This window comes from Dokdonella sp. (genome assembly GCF_049593775.1).
Taxonomy (GTDB): Bacteria; Pseudomonadota; Gammaproteobacteria; order Xanthomonadales; family Rhodanobacteraceae; genus Dokdonella.
Genome location: NZ_JBAWHJ010000380.1, coordinates 1 through 7,361, shown reverse-complemented (window position 1 = coordinate 7,361; position 7,361 = coordinate 1). Strand labels below are relative to the sequence as shown.

The window sequence follows — 7,361 nt, the reverse complement described above, 5'->3', positions numbered from 1 at the left end:
CGGAACCACCGAGTACGGCACTTTCGATCCGGTCGACCGCATCCTGGCGGCACGCGAGCGCGCAGCGGCCGGTGGACTCGGGCATTCCGTACATGTGGATGCCGCCTGGGGCGGCTATCTCGCCACGGTCTTCCGCAACGAGGATGGCAGCCTGCGCAGTCGCGACGACATCGCCAAGGGTTACAACGCGTTTCCGGCACCTGAGGTCTACGCGTCAATAGCTGCAATCGCCGATACCGACTCGATCACCATCGATCCGCACAAGCTTGGCTACCTGCCTTTTGGCACCGGCGCATTCATCTGTCGCGATCATCGCGTTACCGCACTGCTTTCGGAAGAAGCCGACTACGTCTTTTCCGACTCGACGACCAAGGGATATCTCGATCGATACCGCAGCCTCGGACAGTTCATCCTGGAGGGCTCCAAATCCGGCGCCAACGTGGCGGCGGTGTACGTCACCCATCGTGTGTTACCACTCGACCATTTGCATTTTGGCCGCCTGACCCGGCAGACAATCCTCGCCGCCGAGGCATTCCATCTGCGCGCTACCCGGTTTGCCACGGAGATGCGGGAGCATGTTTCGGCGATGGTCCCGTTTCAGCCAGACAGCAACCTGGTTTGCCTTGCGCTCAATCCTCGCGGCAACGCCGGTGTAGCCACGGCCAACGCATTCGTGCGCAAATTGCATGACGACATGCGCGCTGACCCGCGCCAGCCGCTACAACTGAAACAGTTCTTCGGCTCAATGACTACCTTGCGCCCGGAAGCCTTGGGCGAGATCGAAATGCGCCGCATCCTCGATCAACTAGGCCTCGATACCGCCTCGCTCGATGGATCGGGAGATGGCGATGATCGGCTGGTGATCCTGCGCCATACGTTGATGAACCCCTACCTGATCGATCACGAGAACGGCATCAGCTATATCGATTTGTATTTCGGCTATCTCGAAGAACGCGTGCGCCAGCTGAGGCATTCCTGATGGCGGGAGCAACTCCGTACGTTGCGGCTGAACTCGTGGCTGTGCGATGCGGAGACCAGCTGCCGAACTTTGCTCGCGAGCGAATGGCACTGCCCACCCGCTGTCGTCCGCGCGAAGCCTGAGCTCGATTGAATCGCGCATGCAGCGGGTGGACGATCCGCTCCTGTCAGGATGCCGACCAGCCCCTGGTCCCTGAGGTGGCACAGACTTCCTTGATTGCTCCACAGCATCGGGTGGCGCAATGGCAGACAATCTCAGGTGCAATGACCGCAGCAGGTGTGGCCGCCCTGGATGTGGACAAGATCCGCGCCATCCTGCAATTCGACAGGATCACAATGCGCCATGAACAGGGCCGCTCTGGCCTGGGCAACCGAGAGGTCGCCCTCGATCATCACTCTTTGGCTCGAAACCTCGGCACGGACAATGGCACCGGCATCGTACTCACGCACCGCATCGGTGATGGCGGCAGCCATGATCTGGGTTATCGGATGGATTGTGGTGAACTGCATGTCGTGTGACCTCATCGATTGAAGAAACCGAAGCTGGAGGCTTCGGGCAATCGCATGGTCGGTGTCTTTGCCTGGCGCTGCATTGATCGCGGTCAAGCGCAGGCTGGCTTGTGCCCGAAGGCGTGCATCGGATCTCGGGATATCGTCCTGACAGCGCTCCCCTAGACGCGCGCGAAGATCAGGCTGGCGTTCGTGCCGCCGAATCCGAAACTGTTGGACATGACGGTATTCAGATTCGCGCTGCGCGACTCGCGCACAATCGGAAACCCGTTGGCGAGCGGATCCAGGCTTTCGATGTTTGCCGAGCCGGCGATGTAATCGTCCTTCATCATCAACAAGCTGTATATCGCTTCGTGCACGCTCGCGGCGCCGAGCGCATGGCCAGTCAGCGCCTTCGTGGAAGAGATCGGCGGCGGCGTTTCACCAAACACTTCACGGATCGCTCGCAACTCGATCAGGTCGCCGAGCGGCGTCGAGGTGCCGTGGGTGTTGAGGTAGTCGATCGTACCGTCGATCTCACGCAGGGCCATGCGCATGCAGCGCGCCGCACCTTCACCCGAGGGGGCGACCATGTCGGCGCCATCGGAGGTCACTCCGTAGCCGACCAATTCCGCGTGGATGCTCGCACCTCTTGCCTTGGCATGCTCGTAGTCTTCGAGCACCAGCATGCCTCCTCCACCGGCAATGACGAAACCGTCGCGGCCAGCGTCGTACGGCCTTGATGCCACTTGCGGAGAGTCGTTGAAACCACTGGACAATGCGCCCATTGCGTCAAACTGGGCGGTCATTCCCCAATGCACCTCCTCGCCACCACCCGCGAACATCACATCCTGGGCTCCATGCCGAATCAGGTCAGCCGCCGCACCGATGCAATGAGCCGAGGTCGCGCAAGCGGCTGCGATGGAGTAGCTCAGCCCCAGAATGCCGAAGGCGGTAGCGAGTGTTGCCGATACGGTGGAACACATCGTGCGCGGGACCATGTACGGCCCGATCCGGCGCACCCCCTTTTCGCGCAGGAGGTCTCCCGTTTCGATCTGCCATTTCGCGGAGCCACCACCCGACCCGGCAATCACCCCGGTTCGCGGATGACAGACCTGATCCATCGCCAAGCCTGCATCGGCAATGGCATCGCGCATGGCCAGGTAGCTGTAAGCGGCGGCATCTCCCATGAATCGCCTGAGCTTGCGATCAATGCTTGCGTCGATATCAGTTTGCGGGATACCGGCAATCTGGCTGCGAAGGCCGTGGTCGAGAAAATCGGGTACGGCGCGGATGCCGCTCAGGCCATCGCGCAGGGCGCACGACACGTTGGATGCCACATCGCCAAGGCAAGACACGATACCCGTTCCGGTGACGACAACTCGACGCATCTCAGAAGCCCTCGGTGGATTGGAACAAGCCGACGCGCAGATCCTTGGCCACATAGATCTTGCGGTCATCGACAAAGGTATCTCCATCTGCAATGACCAGCGCCAGCTTGCCACGCATCACGCGGCGAACATGGATTTCGTAGCGCACCAAGCGCGCATCGGGAAGCACCTGTCCGGTGAATTTGACGCCACCGACGCCAAGCGCACGACCCCGCCCCGGCTCGCCGAGCCAGGGCAGATAGAAACCTGCCAGCTGCCACATCGCGTCAAGACCGAGGCATCCCGGCATCACCGGATCACCGATAAAGTGGCAGCCGAAAAACCACAGATCCGGGCGGATATCGAGCTCAGCACACAGCAAGCCCTTGCCGTATCGCCCTGCATCAGATGCGACGGTCGTGATGCGATCGAACATCAGCATGGGTGGCGCAGGCAGGCGCGCGTTGTTATCGCCGAAGAGTCCGCCACGCGCGCATTCCAGAAGCTGTTCTGCGTTGTACTTGTCGAGCTTTGTCATTGACGTTTCTTCAGAGGGAAGCCGACAAGACTAGGGGATTCGACCGTTTAATGTAATGACACCCGTCAAGCTCCCAACTCCATGCGCACCAGTACGGTATCAGGGAAGCGAAGTCGGGCGTCCTGCGGTCCGCAGATCCTGGCCATCTGCTGGCTTGCTCTGACGCGTCCTGTTCAGGATCGTCATCGCCACGCGGCAGCTTGATCCCGCAGCGCGAACCGGCCCGGTGGACCGTGATGGTCAGGCTCCTGAACCGGCGCAGGAGGGCAAACCAGGGCCAGCGGCTGGGCCCATGCAAGACCTCATCCTTGCGCGCGCAGGCGTTCCTTGCACGATCGAAACGCGATAGTCAGCCCGACCATGCGGATCCACCCCGAAAAGAGCGAACACGATTCCGCTGCCGCAGGAATCGCGGGTGCCCGAGTCGTACTGCGCCAATCATCATCAGCAGGCCTGCAAGCAAGGTCAGTGTCCGCGGCAAAAGGGTGGGAATGGCATGAATTGCCGAGCCTTGGCAGGCGTCGAAGCCGGGGCCCGGTTGCGGTTCAGTCCATGCGGCAATCAGCGCAGCCGCATCGCTGCAATCGACCAGGCCGTCCCCATCAAAATCTCCCGCCCGACAAGTCTCGGCATCGACCGTCCCGGCAAGACATTCGGCAAACCGCTCGGCATCCTGCGAATCGATGTCGCCGTCGCCATCGAAATCTCCGCGCGTGAATCCATCCAGCGCAAGGACGCCCGTCGCCATTGTGATCGGTGGGGCACGACCGCTGTCCTCCCACAGGTCATGCAGGGTCTGGCCCCAGTGATCAGTCTGGTTGGCGTCGCGCAAGGCCTCGATATAGTGCCTGGTGACGGTCTGATAGTAGACAGTGACCTCGGCGGTCACCGCCGCAGTTGGCAACCAGAATCGCGCATCGTCCCAGTACTGGCCATCGGCGTACCGGCGCCCCACCACAGGGGCTCCGGCTGCGGCATAGTCGTCGTTGCTGAAGCCGCGCGGTGGTATCCGCGTGTCCTTGACGATGGTATCGGCCAGAGCCATGTGCGTCGTGCGTCCGGGGACATTTCCGGTTGCCGCCGCCGCGGCCGCAGACAGGCCCACGGCCATTTCATAGACCATGGTGCCCGTTTCGTCGAGTTCGGCCGTCGCCGTATCGTATCCGCCATATTCGCGGACCAGATTGCCCTGTCCGTTGCGCAGGCGGACCTGTACCCAGGCGCGACGCCCCTCGATATGGCCGGTCGGCAACTTGTGTCCGCTCTCGTTGATGACCCTGGCGCGCAGCACGCCACCGGCTTCCTGGTGCAGATCGAGCGAAGCAGCACGGCCGAGCATGTCGTCCGCCGCCGCCATGCCGACAGCCAGTGCTTGCTGATCGACAGCTGGATCATCTGCGTAGTAGCGACCGATGATATCGAGTGACCAGGAGGATGCGCCGGCGAAATCATGGCTGCGCAGATCGTCACGCTGCGGACCAAATCGGCAGGCGAGGCCGGCGCGAACGGGCATGTGGCAATCCTGGCAGGTCGATACCACGCCACCGCCGTCCCCGCCGAAACGCCCATCCATGTCTACACCGCCTGTAGCAAATGCAGACAATTTCCACTCCGTATAGGTTCGCTCCAGCGGGAAGTGGCTGGCGAGGTCTTCACTTTCCGGTGGCGTGTCGAGCGCGTTGTACCGATAGCTGCCGTCTGCCTGGCGAGAGACCGCCACGTTGCCCACGTCATGGCAAGTCCCGCAAAGAGCGCCGCTGCGGTGATACGGCGATACCAGCAGCTCATGCGAGGGCTCGGTATCCCCGCGCGGTCCGCGACGCACACCGTCCGGATCGAGAACGAACATCGCATTGCCAGTATGCACGGGCACGGACTCCAGCGCGGCGAGAATCGTGGCATCGCGCGGCGGGCTGGAGCCCTCCCCGTAGCGCGGATTCGCCATTGCATGGCAGAAGTGACAATCGATACCGTCACGGTCGCGCTCACTTAGCGCGCTGCCGTCAGGAACTTCCACCGTGCCACTGACGACGGCCATCGGTACATGGCATCGAAGGCAGAAGTAGCCGACATTGGCGACATCCTGATTGGCCGTGGCGAGCTGGGCGAAAAACAACGGGTCGCGACCCCCATTGGCCATCAGGCTGCCTTTCCAGCTGGCATAGGGATCCGCGCTGCCGCCGGTATCGGAATGACAGGCCGAGCACTGCTGCGGAGACTGGAATGACTCGGCGTTTGCATCACCGACCTGGGTTCCGGAGAGATGGAAGTCACGAAGGGTCGCTGGAACAGCGTCGGCAAGGGCATCAATGGGCTGTATCAGGATCAGCAGCCACGCAAGTACCTGGCCCAGGGCCATGCATGAACGTGAACGTGAATCGCGCTGATTCATGGCGCACTCCCGAGCCGACGGTCAACGGATCGTCGACTGCCCGTTCGGGGCACGCATTGACGCGCGTCAAGCCACGCTGAATTCAATTGCCACGCAGTTCATGGTTTGTCGCTCAGACGCGCACCCCAGGCCAAACAGCCCGGCACAGAGACCGAGCCCCTGAACCCGGGAGCGTCGCTTGCCTGCATCTGCTCGAGAAAGGAAGGGCAACAAGGGCACCGGGAAACAGCCGTACGGGCCATTCGGGCAGCCTGATTTCGCGTGATCGCCACATTAGGGCTCCGCCCCGTGGTTTGGCAATTCCCTGCAGGGAAGCTGAATTCTCGGCCCGAATAGAAGGCCGACACCACCTGTCTCCTGTACACGGGCGTCAATAATTGTTTCGTGGGGCCCGGCCTGAGTTGTTGCGGCCATTGGCAAGGATTCGCCGCGAATGGGTGCTTTCAGAGTGCTGACTCTGGCCATGCCCGACTCGGGAAGGTACAGGCAGCATTTGTGTGTCCGGCAAACTAGATATAGATTGCAGAATCTGGCCATCAGGCTGTGGAGCTCGGGAAAGGGTTCCTCTGGCGGCCTTCAAGATGCAGGGAAAGTGTCATGGAACCGGCGTGTCCAACGACCAATGCTGAACAGCACCCGGGAGCCTATCTGGTACTGGATGCGGAAGGGCGTTGCACGTTCTTCAGCTCCGCGATGGCCGAACTCCTTGATGGCCCGGCGGAAACCCTGCTGGGCGAAGCACCATGGAGCCACCTTCCGGCGATGGCAGGGAATTCGCTGCGGCACTCGTTGCAGGTTGCCATCGAACGCCAGGAAGTCATCACCCTCGAGACCGGCTGGAGATCCGGCGGGCACTGGATCGAAAGCAGAATCCACCCGGACAGAGGCTCGGCGTGCATCACGTTTCTCGATGTCACCAAACGACGGCGCAGCGAGCGCCTGAACGAAGGTCACCGTGAAGTTCTGACCGGAATCGCGGCACAGCATCCGGTGAGCGAGAATCTCGAACTCATCGCGTTGCTGCATGAAGAACTCCACGAGGGCGCCCTGTGTTCAGTCCTGCTGCTGGACTCCAGTGGCGAACTCATGCAGATCGGAGCCGCTCCCAGTCTTCCAGAAAGCTACAACCGGGTCATCGAGAACACCGCGATCGGCGAAGGCCAGGGATCCTGTGGCACCGCCATCTGGAGCGGCAAGCGCGTCGTGGTGGCCGACGTGGCCACCCACCCCTATTGGACCGAGTTCAGGGAGGTCGCGCTGTCACACGACCTGAAGGCCTGCTGGTCCACACCGATCTTCGGCAGCAGTGGACAATGCCTGGGCAGTTTCGCTGTGTATTACAAGGAGGTCCGTGAGCCCAGCGATTTCGAACTCAACTGCATCGATCAGATGCTGACCGTCACCGCAATTGCGATCGAAAGTGCAAATCTGATCGAACAGGTGCGAGAGCGCGATGGGTTCTTCGAACTGTCTCTCGAGGTGTATTGCGTCTACGACAACCGGTCAGGCCGAACGCTGCAGGCAAATCCTACTTTCACGCGATTGACCGGTTTCAGCGAAAGCGACTTGCGCGCAATGTCACTGGTGGACATGG

General features: G+C 61.5%; 5 protein-coding genes and 1 pseudogene. 2 read left to right on the top strand and 4 right to left on the bottom strand.

The window, feature by feature from the left end; all coding sequences use genetic code 11:
* Positions 1-979 (top strand): annotated as a pseudogene (locus WBP53_RS13060) (pyridoxal-dependent decarboxylase); the annotation flags it as partial.
* A gap of 254 nt (positions 980-1,233) precedes the next feature.
* On the opposite strand, the gene WBP53_RS13055 reads toward WBP53_RS13060, so the two are convergent.
* The 4 genes from WBP53_RS13055 to WBP53_RS13040 form a co-directional block, all read right to left on the bottom strand.
* Positions 1,234-1,488, bottom strand: a complete 255-nt coding sequence (locus WBP53_RS13055) for a hypothetical protein (protein ID WP_423929607.1) — start codon at positions 1,486-1,488, stop codon at positions 1,234-1,236.
* A 161-nt stretch (positions 1,489-1,649) separates the two neighbouring features.
* The gene (gene fabB, locus WBP53_RS13050; RefSeq protein ID WP_423929605.1) at positions 1,650-2,858 is read right to left on the bottom strand and encodes a beta-ketoacyl-ACP synthase I; all 1,209 of its coding nucleotides are present in this window, start codon (positions 2,856-2,858) and stop codon (positions 1,650-1,652) included.
* A gap of 1 nt (position 2,859) precedes the next feature.
* Positions 2,860-3,375: a 3-hydroxyacyl-[acyl-carrier-protein] dehydratase FabA gene (gene fabA / locus WBP53_RS13045; RefSeq protein ID WP_423929603.1), complete on the bottom strand. Its 516-nt coding sequence runs from the start codon at positions 3,373-3,375 to the stop codon at positions 2,860-2,862.
* Positions 3,376-3,724: 349 nt separating this feature from the next.
* Positions 3,725-5,767, bottom strand: a complete 2,043-nt coding sequence (locus tag WBP53_RS13040; RefSeq protein ID WP_423929601.1) for a dockerin type I domain-containing protein — start codon at positions 5,765-5,767, stop codon at positions 3,725-3,727.
* 597 nt (positions 5,768-6,364) lie between these two features.
* Between WBP53_RS13040 and WBP53_RS13035 the strand changes: the two genes are divergently transcribed.
* On the top strand, positions 6,365-7,361 hold a 997-nt coding region (locus WBP53_RS13035), incomplete at its 3' end, for a GAF domain-containing protein (RefSeq protein ID WP_423929599.1).

What these genes read in the sequence shown, in the direction of transcription:
- WBP53_RS13040 (WP_423929601.1), bottom strand. Translation starts at nt 5,767, where the DNA reads ATGAATCAGCGCGATTCACGTTCACGTTCATGCATGGCCCTGGGCCAG.
- fabA (WP_423929603.1), bottom strand. Translation starts at nt 3,375, where the DNA reads ATGACAAAGCTCGACAAGTACAACGCAGAACAGCTTCTGGAATGCGCG.
- WBP53_RS13055 (WP_423929607.1), bottom strand. Translation starts at nt 1,488, where the DNA reads ATGCAGTTCACCACAATCCATCCGATAACCCAGATCATGGCTGCCGCC.
- fabB (WP_423929605.1), bottom strand. Translation starts at nt 2,858, where the DNA reads ATGCGTCGAGTTGTCGTCACCGGAACGGGTATCGTGTCTTGCCTTGGC.